We start from the raw sequence: 615 nt of genomic DNA, 5'->3' as shown, positions 1-615 counted from the left end.
CAGCCGCCGTCCCACTGGGTGCGCTGCCAGGCCAGATCGAATTCCCGGATGCCCGCGTGATCGCGGGGCCGCGGCTCGGTGGGCTTGTGCTCGCGCAGCCACGTGCGGACCTCCTCGCGGAACTCCAGTTGTTCCTTCGTGAAGTCCAAATCCATCGGTAGACCTTTCCTCGTTGCCACTTCGGCAGGTCCAGGATAAGTGACATAACTGTCAGATGTGGCGCTGGGCCGGGAAATCAGGGGTCGTTCCGGTAGGTCTGTGTCAAGGCCTCGGCCCCTCGCGCGAGCAGTGTCACGTCGGCGCCGACGAGAACGAACGACGCGCCGGCGGCGATGTATCGCCGGGCGGTGGCTGGATCGAACGCGTTCACGCCGGCGGCCACGCCGGCGCCGTGAAGGCTCCGCAAGGCACCCTCGATGGCCTCGACAACCGGGCGTGCCTGCGGATTGCCCAGATGGCCGAGCGAGGCGGCGAGATCGGCCGGGCCGATGAAGACCGCATCGACGCCCTCGACCCCGGCAATGTTCTCCAGTTCGGCCAGACCCGCCGCGGACTCGATCTGGACGGTAATCGAAATCGCCCCATCCGCAGTGGATAGATAGTCAGAAATGCGAT

At 66.0% G+C, this 615-nt stretch carries 1 protein-coding gene and 1 pseudogene; both read right to left on the bottom strand.

Going from position 1 to position 615, the window contains the following annotated elements:
* Positions 1 to 155: pseudogene (locus C5E41_RS35845) on the bottom strand (acyl-CoA dehydrogenase family protein); the annotation flags it as partial.
* 80 nt (positions 156 to 235) lie between these two features.
* On the bottom strand, positions 236 to 615 hold a 380-nt coding region (locus C5E41_RS33040), incomplete at its 5' end, for an aldolase/citrate lyase family protein (protein ID WP_258081425.1).

The organism is Nocardia nova (genome assembly GCF_002933465.1).
In the GTDB taxonomy this organism is placed as follows: Bacteria; Actinomycetota; Actinomycetes; order Mycobacteriales; family Mycobacteriaceae; genus Nocardia; species Nocardia nova_B.
This window is presented reverse-complemented; position numbering and strand designations above follow the sequence as displayed.